We start from the raw sequence: 16383 nt of genomic DNA, 5'->3' as shown, positions 1-16383 counted from the left end.
ATAAATAACTCCGGCAATGTTTTTTGCCGGAGCTATTTTATACATTTAGAACTTTGTCTAGGAAATCTTGCAAGCGTGGATGCTGAGGATTATCGAAGATTTGGTCAGGTTTTCCATCTTCAAGGAATTCACCATCAGCTGTAAAGATAACACGATTAGCCACTTGACGCGCAAAGCCCATTTCGTGAGTTACGATAATCATAGTCATACCTTGTTCTGCTAATTCTTTCATTACATTTAGAACATCACCGACCATTTCTGGGTCAAGAGCAGAAGTAGGCTCGTCAAAGAGCATAATATCAGGGTTCATGGCTAAGCCACGCGCGATAGCGACACGTTGTTTTTGGCCACCTGAAAGGCTATTAGGGCTAGCATCGGCCTTGTCAGCGAGTCCAACCTTTTCTAGCAATTCCATTCCCAGGGCATCCGCTTCAGCTTGGCTCATACGCTTATGCTGAACAGGAGCGAAGGTGATGTTTTCAAGAACAGTCATATGTGGAAATAGGTTGAAGTGTTGGAAAACCATTCCGATATTTTCACGAACTAAGTCGACATTGGTCTTTTTGTCAGTTAAGTCAAATCCATCAACAGTGATGGTACCGCTAGTAACTTCTTCGAGTAAGTTAAGACTGCGAAGAAAAGTTGATTTTCCAGATCCAGAAGGCCCGATAATACAAACGACATCCCCCTCATAAAACTTAGCAGTGATACCTTTAAGGACTTCATTTTCTCCATAGTATTTGTGAAGGTCATTTACATCAATTTTTAATTTTGCCATTACTTAATCCTCTTTTCTAAGCGTTTTGCCAAGCGGGTCAAGAGCGTGATAATGATGAGATAGAGCACGGCTAGGATAGCATACATCCGGAAACTCTGATAGTTGCGGGCGATGATGTCCTTACCAGTTTTGAAGAGCTCGGCCAGTCCAATAGCTGAGACAATCGTTGTATCCTTGAGTGCGATGACAAACTGATTGACAAAGTTTGGCAGCATAATCTTGGTTGCCTGTGGAAGGATAATCTTGCGCATGGTCTTGGAGTAGGAAATCCCCAAGCTGCGGCTGGCTTCCATCTGTCCAACAGGAACGGCCTGAATACCTCCACGGACAATTTCTGCGATATAGGCGCCGGCATTGAGAGAGAGGGCGATGGTTCCTGCAACGAAAGCATTGATTGGGCTCTGTTGGCCAGTCATGGATTCGATTAAGTTAGGAATACCCCAGAAGATAAAGGCTGCCACAATCATCAGTGGAATACCACGAATGACATCGACAAAGATTTCTGCAATCCAGCGCAGCGGTTTATAAGGGCTGACGCTGAACATACCAAAGATAATCCCGATGACCATAGCAATCGCAAATGAAATCAGTGCCAAAGCAATCGTCACTCCCAGACCTTTAAGAAGTTCTTTGTAGTTGTTTTGCAGCAAGCCCCAAATAGTGGACTCATCTACAGTGGATTCTTTTTCTTCGCTAGCCAGATACTTGTCTAAAATCTCTTGGTACTTGCCGCTTTCTTTGAGGTTGGCCAGCCCTTTGTTAAACATCTCAATCAGCTCAGGATTGCTACCTTTTTTAACTGCGAAAGCGACTTGGCCGCTTGGTGTACCTTCGATAGGTGTTTTAAGCTTCTTGCCTTGTTTGATAGCGTATTTGACAACGGGCTCATCATCCATCACAGCTGCGACAGAGCCAGTATTAAGGCTGTCATACATGGAAGCTGCATCCGAGAAAGTTTTGATAGAGTAGCCGTACTTGCTCTTGTTTTCCTCAAGGAAAGTTTGAGAAGCGGTACCAGTTTTGACACCGACGGTTTTGCCCTTGAGTTCCTCGTAGGACTTGATATTGCTACTGTCCTTGACTGCCAAGATAGAGTTGGCTGTGTAGTAAGGGTCAGAATAGTCAAAAGTTTTCTTGCGGGCATCGGTGACAGACATGCCGGCGATAATTCCATCAGCCTGACCGGTCTGAACGCTATTAATAGCTGCATCAAAGCCAGGGTTGGTTACTTCCACAGTAAAGCCTTGGTCTTTGGCAATAGCCTTAATCAGCTCCATGTCAATCCCAGTGTATTGGTTGCTGTCATCTTGGAAGACAAAAGGAGCAAAAGATGAGTCGCTGGCAATGATGTATTTGTCTTTTGTTGGAGTAGCTTTTTGACCTGCAGGAGTAAAAGTCTCTGGGACAGCGGAGTCAGAGCTGCCTTTAGAAGCCGTCCATTTATTGATGATTTCTTCCAGACTGCCGTCTTCCTTCATCTGTGCCAAAGCCTCGTTAAACTCGGTAACTAGGTGCTCGTGTTTGCTACCTTTTTTGACACCGAAAGCAAAGCTTCCAACAGCCTCACCCTTCATAGAAATTTTCAGATTTTGGCCTTGATTGATGGCGTACTCAATGACAGGCTGATCATCCATCACTGCATCGACATCCCCAGCAGAAAGGCTGTTATACATCAAGTCACCCGTGTCAAAGGTTTTGAGAGTGTAGCCATACTTATCCTTGTTCTTCTCAAGAAAACGTTGGGCAGCGGTTCCTGTTTTGACACCGACTTTCTTTCCTTTCAGCTGTTCATATTTGCTGATGGTATTTTCTTTTCGTGTCGCGATAACGACCTTAGTGTCATAGTAGGTATCAGACATGGTAAAGACTTTTTCGCGCTCGCTTGTCTTGGTCATACCAGCCATAATGGCATCCGCCTGGCCGGCTTGGACCGCATTGACGGCTGCATCGAAGCCTGGGAAGCTCATGTCAATGTCCCAGCCTTTGATTTCTGCGACCTTGTTGATGATATCAACGTCAATCCCCTTGTAAGTCTGATCAGAATCTTTAAATTCAAATGGTGCGTAAGCAGTATCGGATACGATTTTGACCGTATCTGCCTGGGCTGTCGCCCCTAACGCAAAAAATGGAAATAATGTTAGCAAGACTGCTAATAATTTTTTCTTCATTTTCTTCCTCCTTTTTAGCATTCTAGCATTATAGCAGAAAATCAGTGATTAGGCAAATTTCTCCTGTTTATATGTTAGGTTTTCTGACATATAAACTCTCTATTTTTGTAAATTGAGTCACAATTTTTCTTTGTTCTTAGAGCAAAGTCTGCTATACTGGAAATAAATGAAAGCAAGGATAGAATGAGGTTCTTATGAAAAAATCGAGTATCTTAGACGGAGTCAATCAAGCTCGCTTTGTCCCTCCTTATATTTTGTCTCTTTTACTAGCAGTTGTTTTCGTGCAAGGAGGACAGCAGTTGGCCTATCTGGCTTTGGAGCCAATTTCGGCTGTCCTCAGTTTTATGCTAGGTTTTTTAGGCCAAGGTGGATTCTTTGAAATCTTCTTCAATTTTGCCCTGCCTTTTCTCTTGTTCGGCTTTGTATTTATGATACTGGCTCTCTTTCTTTGGGTGCGCTGGGCTGAAGGACGACCGCTCGCGACTCTATGCTTTGTCAAAAAAGGAAGCTTGGTGGGGCTAGTCAAAGGCTTGGCAGTAGGTTTTCTCCTCTTTAGTCTAGTCGCTCTGCTTATGCTGTTGAGCGGAGCTGGCTCTTTCGAATGGGGACAGCTGACACTGGAACCTTTTCTCTATATCTTGATTTTGCTTCCGCTTTGGATGATTCAGGGTGGAGCAGAAGAGCTAGTGACACGGGCTTAGCTGCTGCCAGTTGCTGTCAAAAAGACCAACCTGCCCATCGGTTTGCTGACTTCGAGTCTACTCTTTGCACTTTTGCACCTAGGCAATCCAGATATTGGTATTCTTCCCATTCTTAACATTTCCTTATTTGGCCTCTTTGCAAGTCTCTATCTGCTCCGGACGGACAATATCTGGGGGATTATAGGACTTCATGCTGCTTGGAACTTTAGCCAAGGCAATATCTACGGTTTCAGCGTTAGTGGTACTGATGTTGACGCTGCAGTCTTGAATTTTATCCCTAAGTCAGAATGGAGCTGGTTGACTGGTGGAGCTTTCGGTGCTGAAGCTTCTATTTTCAGCTCGCTCATTCTCTTGCTGGCCGTGCTTTACTTGCTTATCAAGATGAAAAAAGACGATAGTTTGACTTGTTTAGTGGGAAAGATTTAGAAACAGTGCGAACGGCTCTCTTTCGCTCATCCTCAAATAATATGCTATAATGAGTTCAAATAAGGAAAGGAACATGTATATGTTTAAATCTCGTATGTTGGATGCTATCAAGCAATCTCATTTTATTCCGCCCATTTGGTTGGCTATCTTGATTGCTATCGGTTTTGTTTATGGAGGACAATATCTCGGAGCATTTTCTATGTTTCCGATTGGAATTCTTATGTATATGTTGACTAGTACATCAAATCCTACTGTTGGGGGATCATCTAATAGTAACTTTTTGGTTTTTTGGAAGCAGTTTAGTCTATCTTTTGAACTTTTTGTTTTTTTCTTTACCAGTCTTGTTGTTTTCCTCTGGGTTCGGTATCTTGAGAAGCGTCCTTTTTCTAGTCTGGGATTTTATAAACAAGACTGGTTCAAAAATCTCCTCAAAGGCTTCCTTATTGGAGCAGTTCAGTTTTCAATGGTTGTGGTCTTGCTCTTGGTTACGGGTACAGGCAGCTTAAAACTAGGCCAGGTTAATTTGCAGTCTTTGGTTTTTGTTGTAGCTATCATTCCTTTCTTGATTCTCCAAGGTTGGCCAGAAGAGCTAGTGACGCGTGGATGGCTCTTTCCTATGGTTAGCGCTAAGTCAAATATCTTCATTGGTATCTTGATTTCCAGTGCTCTATTTGCGGCTCTGCCTCTCTTTAACTCTGGTGTGACCATTCTTCCGATTATCAATATCGTGCTTTATGGCGTCTTTGCTTGTTTCCTCATGCTCAAGTATGACAATATGTGGGTGCTGGCTGGCATGCACGGCGCTTGGAATTTTGTGCAAGGAAATATCTATGGTATTCAGGTCAGTGGTCAAGGAGCATCTACCTCAATCTTGAACTATAGCTCAAAATCTTCTGTGGATTTGCTATCCGGCGGAGCTTTTGGTGCTAAAGGATCTATTTTTGCAAGTATCGTCCTGATTGGTTGCATTGTCTATCTTTACTGGTCACTCAAGAAAGAAAATCGCCTGCCTCAAGCGCTGATCTTTAAGAAATAACCATTTCGCCCAGTTGAGCTGGGCCTTTTTTATGTCTTTTAACGAGAGGTGTAACAAGAGACAGATGATGGTAGAAGCCTTGCCATTCTACCTACACCCAAATCCAGAGAAAATAGGGCAAATATGGTAAAATGATAGAAGCACAATTTAAGGAATAAAAGATGATTAACAGAATAACAGATAATAAATTTGAATTGGTTTCCAAGTACGAGCCTTCAGGTGACCAGCCCCAAGCTATTGAGCAGCTGGTGGATAATATTGAGGGCGGCGAGAAAGCTCAGATTCTCATGGGAGCGACTGGTACTGGTAAGACCTATACCATGAGTCAGGTAATTGCTCAGGTCAACAAGCCGACTCTGGTTATCGCCCATAATAAAACGCTGGCTGGCCAGCTTTATGGAGAGTTCAAGGAATTCTTCCCCAATAACGCGGTGGAATACTTCGTTTCCTACTATGATTACTACCAGCCTGAGGCCTATGTGCCTTCCAGCGATACTTATATCGAAAAGGATAGCTCGGTCAATGACGAGATTGATAAGCTCCGTCACTCAGCGACATCGGCCCTCTTGGAGCGTAACGATGTGATTGTCGTGGCTTCGGTCTCTTGTATCTATGGTCTGGGTTCGCCCAAGGAATACTCCGACAGCGTGGTAAGTCTGCGTCCTGGACTAGAGATTTCTCGTGACAAGCTGCTTAATGATTTGGTAGATATCCAGTTTGAGCGCAATGACATTGATTTTCAGCGGGGGAAATTCCGTGTTCGAGGTGATGTGGTTGAGATTTTTCCAGCTTCTCGTGATGAGCATGCCTTTCGGGTGGAGTTTTTCGGAGACGAGATTGATCGGATTCGTGAGGTTGAAGCCTTGACAGGTCGAGTCTTGGGTGAGGTGGACCATTTGGCCATCTTCCCAGCCACTCACTTCGTGACTAATGAAGACCATATGGAAGTAGCCATTGCTAAAATTCAGGCTGAGCTGGAGGAGCAGCTAGCTATTTTTGAGAAGGAAGGCAAGCTTTTGGAAGCCCAGCGCTTGAAGCAGCGCACAGAGTACGATATCGAAATGCTGCGTGAAATGGGTTATACGAATGGTGTTGAGAACTATTCTCGCCACATGGATGGTCGAAGCGAAGGAGAGCCTCCTTATACCCTTCTGGACTTTTTCCCTGATGATTTCTTGATTATGATTGACGAGAGCCACATGACCATGGGACAGATTCGCGGTATGTACAATGGCGACCGCTCTCGTAAGGAGATGCTGGTTAATTATGGTTTCCGCCTGCCGTCTGCCTTGGACAACCGTCCGCTGCGCCGGGAGGAGTTTGAGAGCCATGTTCACCAGATTGTCTATGTATCGGCTACGCCAGGCGACTATGAAAATGAACAGACGGATACTGTTATTGAGCAGATTATCCGGCCGACAGGGCTTCTGGATCCAGAGGTGGAAGTCCGTCCAACTATGGGACAGATTGATGATCTCTTAGGTGAAATTAATGCACGTGTTGAAAAGAATGAGCGGACCTTTATCACAACCCTGACAAAGAAAATGGCTGAAGACTTGACGGACTACTTCAAGGAAATGGGTGTCAAGGTCAAATACATGCACTCTGACATCAAGACCTTGGAGAGGACTGAGATTATCCGAGACCTGCGCTTAGGTGTCTTTGACGTCCTGGTTGGGATTAACCTTTTGCGCGAGGGAATTGACGTGCCTGAGGTTAGTCTGGTTGCAATTCTTGATGCAGACAAGGAAGGTTTCCTCCGCAACGAGCGTGGCCTGATCCAGACCATCGGCCGAGCAGCTCGCAATAGCGAGGGTCATGTAATTATGTATGCCGACACCATGACCCAGTCCATGCAGCGCGCTATCGATGAAACTGCCCGCCGTCGGGCGATACAGATGGCATATAACGAAGAGCACGGCATTGTACCGCAGACCATCAAGAAAGAAATCCGCGACCTAATCAGTGTGACCAAGGCTGCCCTGCCAGACAAGGAAGAAACCGTCGAAATTGAAAGCCTCAACAAGCAAGAACGCAAGGACATGATCAAGAAACTAGAAGGACAGATGCAAGAAGCTGCCGGACTTCTCGACTTCGAGCTGGCCGCGCAGATTCGCGATATGATTCTGGAAATAAAGGCGATGGATTAAAAAATATAGTTAGTGCCAAAGTTGCAAACTAAGCTCTTAATTACATCTCTAGTCAATGAGTTACTATGTAAAAAATAAGTTAGAGAAGTTTAAGTGGGGGAATTGAAGTGAAAAAGGATCTAATTAAACTAATACTTATTTTCTTTATTTCAATTTTTGTCATAGGCTTGTTACCTATAGTTCAATTTATTTGGGCATTTATGCCGACAAAACTTGTTACGAAAGAGGAAAAGCAGCATATTGAATATGTTGTGAATACAGCTTTTGAAGATGATTTAGGATTGAAGGTTAAGAAAATAGAGATTCCAACTTTGGTTAGTCGTGTTACTTATCAATATGAGGTTAAAGTTCAATTAACTGAAGCAGCAGACAAAATTTTAACAGATAAGTTAGAAGATAGGACTTATTCCTATTATGCTAATAGTGATGATGAACCATCTTCGATACTAACAGATCTTATCTTTTCTTATGTCTTAGATACAAATTCCCATCCTATGTTGAATACCTTATATTTTGATAAAGAGTCTGTTCTAAAGCCAGTGAAATTTAAGGAGCTGAGAACAGATTTAGATTACTATGTAACTGATGACCAAAAAGGGTTTTATCGTGATTTGGTTCAAATTAAAAAAGAACTAAAGTATAATCCCAAGACAGAGAAGTATGATGCTTCAGCAGATGAAATAAAGAAATTGAGAAAAGATATGATTCAATTGTCAGAAAAGTATGGGGCTCAATTGAATCTGTATCTCTTTCTGGAAGATGATATTCCTGAAGGAGCGAGTCTAACTGACTATATTGATTTTACTAGCTTACCCAAAAATGTTTATGTAGTTGTTTGGGGAGAAAATGGGAAATTAGATAGAAATGGTTTTCAAGCGGAATAATTGAGATAGATTTATTCAAGGAGAAAAACAAATGGACATCACTATCAAAACAATGGAAACAGCTGAGGAGATAGAAGGGAAATCCAGAGTTCATTGGCAGACATGGCGTGAAGCTTATGATGAGATTTTGCCTGCGGAATTTCAAGAGCAGATGACTTTGGATAAGTGCCGATTATATAGTCAAAAGTATCCTGAAAATACCTTGATCGCTTTGGATGATGCTAAAGTGGTCGGCTTTGTTAGCTACGGTGATTTTCGAGATCCAGCTAGGATAGCTGGTGAAATTTTCGCCTTGTATGTCTTAAAAGATTATTATGGCAAGGGTGTAGGACAGCAGTTAATGCAGGCGGCTTTTGCTGCCTTGGATGGTTATCAAGAGATTATATTATGGGTTTTAGAAGATAACAAACGTGCCATCGCCTTTTATGAAAAAATGGGTTTTGTTTTTGACGGTGAGGAAAAAGTCATTGACTTAGGAAAAGCCGTGAAAGAAAAACGGATGATTTACTCGAAAAACTCTAACAGTTAGTTTGGAAATAATAGATATATTTGTAAGGAGCATTATATGCGTTATGCACTTTTACTCCGTGGCATTAATGTTGGCGGGAAAAATAAGGTCGTTATGGCTGATTTGAAGAAAGATTTGGCTGGGTTGGGTTTTGAAAACCCGGTTTCCTACATCAATAGTGGCAATCTTTTCTTTGATAGTGAGGAGCAGGAGGAGAGGATTCAGGAGATCTTGTCGGCTTATTTCAGTCAGTCTTACGATTTTCCTTTGCCTTTTGTCCTTGTCAGCTCTGCCATGCTTGAAAAAGAAACAGCGAATCTCCCTACTTGGTGGCAGGATGAAACAGCCTTTCGGCGAGATGTTCTCTTTTATTTGCCGGAGACAGATAGAGAGAGGGTTCAAGAGCTAGCAGGCGGCTGGGCAAATGACAAGGAGCAACTGCATTTTGGGCAGACCGCTTTCTTTTATAGCAATGCTGACCAAGCAGACTATCTCAAGTCCAACTATCATAAGAAACTGCTCAAGTCTAGTTTCTACAAGCAACTGACCATCCGAAACGGCAAGACTTTCCAGAAGATTGTGGAGTTGGTGAATGAGAAGTAAAACCAAAAAGAAATATAAAAACAAAAACAAAAGAAAAGTAAAAGTTCAGGGGAACAAGTTTATCCTTTGGTTGGAAAAGCATTGGATAATAGAAGCTCTTATAGGTTATATATTCTTTATAATGGTTGGTCTTGGCGTGGGATATTTAACATTTGGTAATGAGAGTATCCCTGCTCCGCTTCGTGAGTTTAGTTATATTAGCCCCTTGTATCTAAATTTGTTTCTTTTGATTACTTTCCCATTCTATTCTTGGTTTGGAAGCCTGAGAGGAGAGGAGCTTAACTCGCTGAAAGACGTTTCCGAATTTTTTCTCTATCTAAATGGCCCGATTTTTCTTTTTCATTGTTTTGTAGGGATTAGATTGAAACACGGAAAAGGGTTTTTACCACCTTTAATCAGTTTAGATTCTCGCTATGTTTGGTTTCCGATTGCTACCTATCTAATCTTTTTCTTCATTTCAGGGTTAACGATCTTGATTTTAAAATATAATGAAAAAAAGAGGAAAAAACATGACCAAAGAAAATTTAATTAAATTGTTTTCATTTAAAACACTCTATCTAGCCTTGCTAACCTTTGTTATTCTTCATTTGATTTTGTTAGCTTTTGGTCTATCCTTTACTCCGGTTTTGTGGAATAGTTGGTTTTTCATTCTTTGTTTGACCCTTTTTATCAATCCTTGGATCGTCTTTTTTAGAACAAGGGATTTTCAATGGTACCACCTTATCTTTCAATTATTCAGTGCATTGGTGGCACTTTATCTTTGGTTTGCAGCATTCTTTGTTTTGTCAATCATTCAAAATCCTGCTATTCCCATCAATATAGACTATCATATACAAGATAAAGAAATCATCATTGTTAGAGGTTTTGTGGTTCATAGTACTTATGAACATCATGAATTGATCAATCCCTTTATCATGAAGTCAGAAGTAAAATACAACGAAGATATGTTTTAATAACTTAGAAAGTGAGTGAATCCATGTCACGTGCCCAAGAAACAATTTTAACTAATATTTGCCTTATAGAAGATCTCGAGAATGAACGTGTGGTTATGCAATACCGCTCTCCTGAGCGTAATCATTGGTCTGGCTATGCCTTTCCGGGTGGCCATATCGAGAAGGGCGAGTCTCTCCATGATGCGGTAGTGCGTGAGATTTTAGAAGAAACAGGTTTAACCATTCGTCATCCAAAATTGGTCGGGGTAAAGAACTGGCATACAGATGATGGGATTCGCTATATCGTCTTTTGTTATAAAGCGACTGAATTTTCTGGTCAGATTCATTCGACAGAAGAAGGCGAAATTTCTTGGGTAGACAAGGATGTTCTGTCAAAGCTAGACTTAGCCTATGATATGCTGGAACTTCTGCGTATGATGGAGGATGAGGAACTATCAGAATATTACTATCACGAGCGGATAGAAGATGGTTGGCGTAAAAGTATGTACTAAAAAACTGACTAGGTTAGATCCTAATCAGTCTTTTTTTGTTTACTCCAACAAAAACCCCAAATCCCTCAAAGCAGTCTCAACATAATCCAGATCCTGTTGAGAGTCAGCTTGGATCAGGTGATAGTGAACCCCATCTGTCAACTCAGATAAAGGACGGAATTGAGATCCTTCGACCTGTTGAAGAAAATGTTGGACATCACGGCGACAGGTCAGCTTCAGGTAAGTCTGTATTTCACCATAAACCGGATGCTCAATCAGAATATTTTGGACTCGACCACCATTATCAACAATGGCTAACAGTTCGGCTTCCATATCTTCTACGCCATGTTTGATCTTGAATAGCCGATGAAAAGTAGGAATGTCGTCAGCTCCTTTATATAGATATCCACGATTAGTGGATAGGATAGGAGCACCATCAGCTCTAAGCAAGGCAATATCTTGAACAATAATCTGCCTGGTAACATGAAAATGCTCAGCCAAAGCTTGGCCATTGATAGCAACACTAGATTGTTTTAAAAGTTCTAATAATTTTTCTTTTCTTTGCTTTGTCATAGCTTCATTTTAAGACAAATAAGAATAAGTTGCAAGGCTTATCTAATTTTTTTCAAAGCTTGGAAAATAAAATCGGAAATCAGAAAGTCTACGATACTGTGAATAATAGTACCAAAGCCAACCAAGATAAACAATAAATAGAAAAGATTACCACTTGGATAAGCAGTGGAGCTGTAAAAAATAACGCAGACCACCACTTCCCCTAATGCGTGGATAATGGCCATTACAATATTGAAAATCCACTTCTTAATTGGATTATTTAAGGTTTCGGGAGCTTTCTTCAAGTAGATAGCCCCAAGGGTACCGAATACAATATGAGAGAAAGCACGTAGGACAATTACAAATGGATAACCAGCTATCAAAAAACCATAAGTAGATCCTAAAATGACAATCACAGTCATTAGAGGCGAGATAAACATAGCCAGAAAGATGGCGACGTGGCTCCCCAACGTATAAGAAGCAGGGGGGATGACAATTTTTAAGGGCATAACCATAGGAATGGCAATTGCTAAGGCTGTGAGCAAAGCGGTTATGGTTAAAAATTGATTTTTAGATTTAATTTTCATTATAATCTCCTTTATGTGTATATACAGTAGTATAGTACACTGTTTTATCAAACAAGTCAAGGGGAATTTGAAGCAAGCCTTAGAGAATTAGCCCGAGTTTTTCATTTATAACAAGGAATGGTATAATATAATGGAGAATTTTCATGAAAGAGGATAATCCATGAACGAAATCAAATGTCCCAACTGTGGGAAAGTCTTTACAGTAAATGAAAGTCAGTATGCAGAACTCTTATCCCAAGTGAGAACGGCTGAGTTTGATAAGGAACTGCATGATCGGATGAAGCAGGAACTGGCCTTGGCTGAGCAGAAGGCCATGAATGAGCAACAGTCTAAACTAGCTCAAAAAGACCAAGAAATCGCTCAATTGCAGAGTCAAATCCAAAACTTTGATACACAAAAAGAACTCGCTAGGAAAGAAATAGAGCAGACAAGCCATGAGGCTTTATTGGCCAAGGACAAGGAAGTACAGGCCTTGGAAAACCAATTGGCTACCTTACGTTTAGAGCATGAAAATCAACTGCAAAAGACCCTCTCTGACCTAGAAAAAGAACGAGACCAGGTCAAAAATCAGCTTCTCTTGCAAGAAAAGGAAAACGAGTTGTCTCTAGCTTCCGTCAAACAAAATTACGAAGCCCAGCTCAAGGCAGCCAGTGAACAAGTCGAATTTTACAAGAATTTCAAAGCCCAACAATCCACAAAAGCTATCGGTGAAAGTCTGGAACAGTATGCAGAGAGTGAGTTTAACAAGGTTCGGAGCTTTGCTTTTCCAAATGCTTACTTTGAGAAGGATAATAAGGTCTCCTCGCGTGGGTCAAAAGGGGACTTTATCTTCCGTGAGTGTGATGAAAATGGGGTCGAAATCATTTCCATCATGTTTGAGATGAAAAATGAAGCGGATGGAACTGAGAAGAAGCATAAGAATGCGGATTTTTACAAAGAATTGGACAAGGACCGTCGCGAAAAGAACTGTGAGTATGCCGTTTTGGTTACTATGTTAGAAGCAGATAACGACTACTTTAACACAGGGATTGTTGATGTCAGCCACGAGTATGAAAAGATGTATGTGGTTCGCCCACAATTCTTTATTCAGTTGATTGGTCTCTTGCGTAATGCTGCACTAAACTCTTTGAAATATAAACAGGAGTTGGCCTTGGTTCGTGAGCAGAATATCGATATCACCCACTTTGAGGAAGACTTGGATGCCTTTAAGCAAGCCTTTGCTAAGAACTACAACTCCGCTTCGACCAATTTTGGCAAAGCCATTGACGAAATTGACAAAGCCATAAAACGTATGGAAGAGGTCAAGAAGTTCCTAACCACATCCGAAAACCAACTACGCCTCGCCAACAACAAGTTGGAAGATGTCTCAGTCAAAAAACTTACACGAAAAAATCCAACCATGAAAGCGAAGTTTGAAGCATTGAAGGGAGAGTGAGGAAGAAAATAATGTTTTACTCTTCGAAAAATAAGGCCCTTCAACTAGATCAGAAAAGCATGGATTATGTAACCTTTGGTAAAGGAAAGAAGTCTCTCGTTATCATACCAGGGTTGGGGGATGGATTACAGACAGTTAAGGGCATGGCTCAAATGCTAGCTTTAACTTACCGAGAATTTGCCAAGGTTTATAAAGTTTATGTTTTTAGTCGTATCAACAAACTTCCAGAAAATTATACAACACGAAATATGGCTGCTGATGTAGCGGAAGGTATGGGTGTTTTAGGGCTAAAAAGTTCTGCTGTTATGGGGATTTCCCAGGGTGGCATGATTGCTCAATGGCTAGTTGTAGATTTTCCAGAAAAAGTTGAAAGATTGATTTTGGCTGTTACAACTGCAAAACTTAGTGATCTTGGCATGGGGCGTATTAGACACTGGCTGAACCTGAGTCAAACAGGGACTTATAAAGAACTAATGTTTGATATGGCTAGTCACTCTTACACAACTAAATCCTTTGGAAAGTTTAAATACCTTTATCAAATAATGGGAATCTTTGGTCGCATTAAAGATAAACAACGTATTGCTATTCAGTCTGTATCTTGTTTGAAACATGATAGCCTAACTGTTTTGGAAAAAATCAACTGTCCTACGCTAATCATTGGAGCGGAAAAAGATGATGTTCTAGGTATAGAAGCTTCGGTTGAATTGCATCAGCATGTTAAAGGTAGCCAGCTCACTATTTTGCCAGAGTGTGGCCATGCACTCTATGAACAGCATAAGAATTTCCAAAAGAGTGTTTTAGTATTTTTAGAAAGTTAATCAATGAACGGTATTATCAACTTAAAGAAAGAAGCGGGAATGACCTCGCACGATGCGGTTTTTAAGCTGCGCAAAATTTTAAAAACCAAGAAAATCGGTCATGGAGGAACCTTGGATCCAGATGTGGTAGGTGTTTTGCCTATTGCAGTTGGCAAGGCGACGCGTTTGGTCGAGTTTATGCAGGATGAGGGCAAGGTCTATGAGGGTGAGATAACCCTTGGCTATTCAACAACGACCGAGGATGCTAGTGGGGAAGTGGTCGCAGAGACTTCTGTTTTGTCGCCCTTGGATGAAAAGCTTGTCGATGAAGCGATTGCTAGTCTGACTGGGCCTATCACACAGATTCCGCCTATGTACTCGGCTGTCAAAGTCAATGGTCGCAAGCTCTATGAGTATGCGCGTGCTGGTCAGGAAGTGAAACGTCCAGAACGCCAGGTAACTATTTATCAATTTGAGCGGACAAGTCCGATTTCTTATGAGGGCCAACTTGCTCGTTTTACCTTTCGTGTAAAATGCAGTAAGGGTACATATATCCGTACTCTTTCTGTTGATTTAGGAGAGAAGCTTGGTTATGCGGCTCATATGTCACATTTGACACGGACTAGTGCTGCAGGTATGCGACTTGAGGATGCTTTGACCTTGGAACAAATAACAGAGCGAGTAGCAGAAGAAGATTATTCTTTTCTCCAGCCGCTAGAACTGGGTATCGGGGATTTACTGAAAGTCGAGCTATCAGACGAGCAGCTTGAAGATGTGAGAAATGGCCGTTTTATCAGCTTGATATCAGATGAAGCTGAGCTAGCTGGTTTTTATGGAGAAAAGCTGGTAGCTATTTTAGAAAAAAGAAAGGACCAGTTCAAGCCTCGCAAGGTCTTTCTCTGATAATTTATGATAGAATATAAGAATGAAAACAATCCATATTTCAAATGACAAAGATATCCAACAAACTCAGGATACTGTCTTAGTTTTAGGTTATTTTGATGGTTTACACAGGGGGCACCAAGCCCTTTTTGCCGAGGCACGTCAGATTGCAGCAGAAAAAAAACTGAAGATCGCTGTGCTTACTTTTCCTGAATCTCCCAAGCTAGCTTTTGTGCGTTACCAGCCTGATTTATTACTTCATCTCAACAGTCCTGAAGAAAGAGAGCAACTACTTGAAGCACAAGGAGTTGACTATCTCTATTTGATTGACTTTACTAGCTGTTTTGCAGGAAATAAAGCAGAAGATTTTTTTGAAAAGTACGTTAAAAGACTGAAAGCTAAAGCTGTTGTAGCAGGATTTGACTATCATTTTGGATCAGACAAAAAAGAAGCCGAGGAACTTAGTCAGTATTTTGATGGCCAAATTGTTATCGTTTCATCGGTAAATGAAGATGATAAGAAAATTTCCTCTACTCGGATACGTCAAGCCATTAAAGAGGGTCGTGTTGCTGACGCTACAAAATTACTAGGCTATCCATTATCAACTAGGGGAATTGTAGTCCACGGAAATGCTCGTGGTCGGACTATTGGTTATCCAACAGCTAATTTAGCACCACTTGATCGAGTCTTTTTGCCGGGAGACGGTGTTTATGTCGTCGAAGTTGAACATAATGGTAAACGTTACAAAGGAATGGCAAGCGTTGGAAAGAATGTCACTTTTGAAGGTGATGAACTTCGTTTTGAAGCAAACATTTTTGATTTTTCAAGAGATATTTATGGTGATACGATTAAAATATACTGGCTTGATAAAATTCGGGATATGGTGAAGTTTGATGGAATTGAAAGTTTACTCAATCAGTTAAAATCAGATGAAGCCATTGCACGTTCCTGGAAAGCATAAAAGAAGTATCTGGATATAAAAAGGTCTAGTCAAGTGCTTATATTTTTAGTATAATAGAGGAAGTTATTAAGAAATAAGAAGAGAAGCGCATGATTACATTATTTTTATCACCGAGTTGTACGTCTTGCCGTAAGGCGCGTGCTTGGTTGCTAAACCATGAAGTTCCTTTCGTGGAACATAATATCATGACCAGTCCTCTATCAGCTCAGGAGTTACAACACATCCTATCACTGACAGAAAATGGAACGGACGATATTATCTCAACTCGATCAAAAATTTTTCAAAAGCTAGACTTGGATGTTGAGAGTTTATCTATATCAGAATTAATTAAATTGATTGAGGAAAACCCTTCTTTGTTGCGTCGTCCAATTATTTTGGACGCCAAACGGATGCAGATTGGTTTTAACGAAGATGAAATTCGAGCGTTTTTACCTCGCAGTTATCGTCAACAGGAACTTAGAGAAGCTACTTTACGAGCTGAAATTGAATAAG

General features: G+C 41.2%; 17 protein-coding genes and 1 pseudogene. 14 read left to right on the top strand and 4 right to left on the bottom strand.

Features of this window, described 5'->3' with window-relative positions:
- Positions 1 to 37: 37 nt before the first annotated feature.
- Both PCY09_RS02320 and PCY09_RS02315 read right to left on the bottom strand, forming a co-directional pair.
- Positions 38 to 778 carry an amino acid ABC transporter ATP-binding protein gene (locus PCY09_RS02320; RefSeq protein WP_045502740.1) on the bottom strand — a complete coding sequence of 247 codons (741 nt, stop codon included), beginning with the start codon at positions 776 to 778 and terminating at the stop codon, positions 38 to 40.
- The gene (locus PCY09_RS02315) at positions 778 to 2946 is read right to left on the bottom strand and encodes an ABC transporter substrate-binding protein/permease (protein WP_045502743.1); all 2169 of its coding nucleotides are present in this window, start codon (positions 2944 to 2946) and stop codon (positions 778 to 780) included. Before PCY09_RS02315 ends, PCY09_RS02320 begins: the two co-directional genes overlap by 1 nt.
- Positions 2947 to 3140: 194 nt before the next feature.
- Between PCY09_RS02315 and PCY09_RS02310 the strand changes: the two are divergent.
- From PCY09_RS02310 to PCY09_RS02270, 9 genes and pseudogenes are all read left to right on the top strand, one after another.
- Positions 3141 to 4073, top strand: a pseudogene (locus PCY09_RS02310) (CPBP family intramembrane glutamic endopeptidase).
- A gap of 79 nt (positions 4074 to 4152) precedes the next feature.
- Positions 4153 to 5109: a CPBP family intramembrane glutamic endopeptidase gene (locus PCY09_RS02305; protein ID WP_045504789.1), complete on the top strand. Its 957-nt coding sequence runs from the start codon at positions 4153 to 4155 to the stop codon at positions 5107 to 5109.
- Positions 5110 to 5270: 161 nt separating this feature from the next.
- Positions 5271 to 7259, top strand: a complete 1989-nt coding sequence (gene uvrB, locus PCY09_RS02300) for an excinuclease ABC subunit UvrB (RefSeq protein WP_002904675.1) — start codon at positions 5271 to 5273, stop codon at positions 7257 to 7259.
- A gap of 107 nt (positions 7260 to 7366) precedes the next feature.
- Complete coding sequence (locus tag PCY09_RS02295; protein ID WP_125397017.1) at positions 7367 to 8143, top strand: hypothetical protein; 777 nt, start codon at positions 7367 to 7369, stop codon at positions 8141 to 8143.
- A 31-nt stretch (positions 8144 to 8174) separates the two neighbouring features.
- Positions 8175 to 8672 carry a GNAT family N-acetyltransferase gene (locus tag PCY09_RS02290; protein WP_061600342.1) on the top strand — a complete coding sequence of 166 codons (498 nt, stop codon included), beginning with the start codon at positions 8175 to 8177 and terminating at the stop codon, positions 8670 to 8672.
- 36 nt (positions 8673 to 8708) lie between these two features.
- Entirely contained in the window at positions 8709 to 9254 is a 546-nt protein-coding gene (locus PCY09_RS02285; RefSeq protein WP_125397018.1) for a DUF1697 domain-containing protein, read from the top strand.
- On the top strand, positions 9244 to 9786 hold the full coding sequence (locus tag PCY09_RS02280) for a hypothetical protein (protein WP_125397019.1): 543 nt from the start codon (positions 9244 to 9246) through the stop codon (positions 9784 to 9786). Before PCY09_RS02285 ends, PCY09_RS02280 begins: the two co-directional genes overlap by 11 nt.
- Positions 9764 to 10207 (top strand): hypothetical protein, encoded by a 444-nt coding sequence (locus PCY09_RS02275; RefSeq protein ID WP_125397020.1) that lies wholly within the window; start codon positions 9764 to 9766, stop codon positions 10205 to 10207. Before PCY09_RS02280 ends, PCY09_RS02275 begins: the two co-directional genes overlap by 23 nt.
- Before the next feature lie 23 nt (positions 10208 to 10230).
- Positions 10231 to 10698 carry an 8-oxo-dGTP diphosphatase gene (locus PCY09_RS02270; protein ID WP_125397021.1) on the top strand — a complete coding sequence of 156 codons (468 nt, stop codon included), beginning with the start codon at positions 10231 to 10233 and terminating at the stop codon, positions 10696 to 10698.
- A 39-nt stretch (positions 10699 to 10737) separates the two neighbouring features.
- Here PCY09_RS02270 and PCY09_RS02265 read toward each other — a convergent pair whose 3' ends face one another.
- Together PCY09_RS02265 and PCY09_RS02260 are read right to left on the bottom strand one after the other, a co-directional pair.
- Complete coding sequence (locus PCY09_RS02265) at positions 10738 to 11250, bottom strand: transcription repressor NadR (protein WP_012000458.1); 513 nt, start codon at positions 11248 to 11250, stop codon at positions 10738 to 10740.
- 38 nt (positions 11251 to 11288) lie between these two features.
- A complete protein-coding gene (locus tag PCY09_RS02260) occupies positions 11289 to 11816 on the bottom strand; it encodes a hypothetical protein (RefSeq protein ID WP_012000459.1) in 528 nt (175 codons plus the stop codon).
- A 160-nt stretch (positions 11817 to 11976) separates the two neighbouring features.
- On the opposite strand from PCY09_RS02260, the gene PCY09_RS02255 reads away from it, so the two are divergent.
- The 5 genes from PCY09_RS02255 (at position 11977) to PCY09_RS02235 (ending at position 16382) form a co-directional block, all read left to right on the top strand.
- Complete coding sequence (locus PCY09_RS02255) at positions 11977 to 13251, top strand: DUF2130 domain-containing protein (protein WP_125397022.1); 1275 nt, start codon at positions 11977 to 11979, stop codon at positions 13249 to 13251.
- 11 nt (positions 13252 to 13262) lie between these two features.
- Entirely contained in the window at positions 13263 to 14069 is an 807-nt protein-coding gene (locus PCY09_RS02250; protein WP_125397023.1) for an alpha/beta fold hydrolase, read from the top strand.
- A 3-nt stretch (positions 14070 to 14072) separates the two neighbouring features.
- The gene (gene truB, locus PCY09_RS02245; protein WP_125397024.1) at positions 14073 to 14951 is read left to right on the top strand and encodes a tRNA pseudouridine(55) synthase TruB; all 879 of its coding nucleotides are present in this window, start codon (positions 14073 to 14075) and stop codon (positions 14949 to 14951) included.
- Between the two features lie 22 nt (positions 14952 to 14973).
- Positions 14974 to 15891 (top strand): bifunctional riboflavin kinase/FAD synthetase, encoded by a 918-nt coding sequence (locus tag PCY09_RS02240; RefSeq protein ID WP_045773958.1) that lies wholly within the window; start codon positions 14974 to 14976, stop codon positions 15889 to 15891.
- An 89-nt stretch (positions 15892 to 15980) separates the two neighbouring features.
- Positions 15981 to 16382: a Spx/MgsR family RNA polymerase-binding regulatory protein gene (locus PCY09_RS02235; protein ID WP_045773959.1), complete on the top strand. Its 402-nt coding sequence runs from the start codon at positions 15981 to 15983 to the stop codon at positions 16380 to 16382.
- Position 16383 lies beyond the last annotated feature (1 nt).

Origin of the sequence: Streptococcus sp. SG2 (assembly GCF_030439925.1) — a bacterium.
GTDB lineage: Bacteria > Bacillota > Bacilli > Lactobacillales > Streptococcaceae > Streptococcus > Streptococcus gordonii.
This window is presented reverse-complemented; position numbering and strand designations above follow the sequence as displayed.